Origin of the sequence: Bartonella queenslandensis AUST/NH15 (assembly GCF_000312585.1) — a bacterium.
Classification (GTDB): domain Bacteria; phylum Pseudomonadota; class Alphaproteobacteria; order Rhizobiales; family Rhizobiaceae; genus Bartonella; species Bartonella queenslandensis_A.
In genome coordinates this window covers 3,904-5,217 of sequence record NZ_HE997982.1, presented here as the reverse complement: position 1 = coordinate 5,217, position 1,314 = coordinate 3,904, and the positions used below count along the sequence as shown (strand labels likewise).

Below are 1,314 nucleotides of genomic sequence, written 5' to 3'. Positions count from 1 at the left end.
TCTCTTAACTGCCCTGTTATTTTAGGGCGTCCCCTCTTTTTGTTTCTTTTCACAACACCGCCTTCTGTTTAAAAAGGAACACCATCATTCATAACGGTATGAGACATATCAAGAGGTTTGTGAAAGCTTCTGTCATAAGGAGATGATTGCTCTTGATATCATCATTTTTGCCATCTAAGAGCTTTAAATCGCCTTTGTACTTAGGCAATATGATTTCTGTTACATACCTTTCCACACCATTTTTATCTTGCCATTTACGGGTTTGAAGCTGCCCCTCGATATAAACTTTGCTGCCTTTATTGAGATATTGAAGTGCTATTTTTGCTAAATGCGGATTAAAAACCACAATGGAATGCCATTCTGTTTTGTCTACTTTTTGATTAGTCTTTTTATCTGTATAGCTTTCAGACGTTGCCATGCGAAAATTGACTATTTCTGCTCCAGAAGTCATCGTTTTGCTTTCTGGATTAGCACCTAAAAAACCAATTAAAATAACTTTATTAAGCATTTGCTTTATGTCCTTAATGGAAAATGTTACTTAGAACAAAACAAAACTCACAACTGATAATATTATAACACATTATGGTTTATTTATACAAACAAAATTTATGATAACCTACTGAATCTAAATAATGAATCCCATTTTTATTTTACTTAATGGCTTGCGTTTTGATACGTATTGTGCAATAAAGAGATGTTCGTATACTTTCGAATAACAAGATAACAGTCATGCATTGCAAAACAGAAGCCGTGTCGAGAAATTGGCACGGCTTTAATGCATTCAAATTAAATAGAGAAAACCAAATCCTAGCATAAAAGAAAGCCCTGTTACGTAAATACATAACAAGGCTTTCATGACTTTATCAATTTCTCAGGTCATACAATATGTAGTACATTATGTGTAAAATTACAAGCGTTAATATACAAAAAAACCGTGTAGATTAATTGGCACGGCTTTATTTTGTGGCGATTTTTAAAAAGTGTTTTCAACCTAAGGAATGGTGAAAATGCAAGGTTATAATAACGTTGCGAATTAATGATAGCATCATACACTTAAAGATGCAAATTGAAAAAAACATGCTTGCATTTATACACAAAATATGTAATTCATTGATCAGTTCATGGTGAACTGTCCTTGTTGGTTAAAATTTTCAGTATAAAAGCCGTATCAATTTATTTTGATATGGTTTTTATATATTAATGCTTGCGTTTTTACACGTTTTGTGCAATAAAGAGACATTACTTTGAGTAGAGTAGCATTGTTAAAATACATTTCAGAAAGCCGCGTTTATTAAAGACACGGCTTTCTTTTTT

At 32.3% G+C, this 1,314-nt stretch carries 1 pseudogene; it reads right to left on the bottom strand.

Annotated features, from left to right (window positions below):
* Positions 1-68: 68 nt before the first annotated feature.
* Positions 69-508, bottom strand: a pseudogene (gene ssb / locus BN338_RS01960) (single-stranded DNA-binding protein).
* Positions 509-1,314 lie beyond the last annotated feature (806 nt).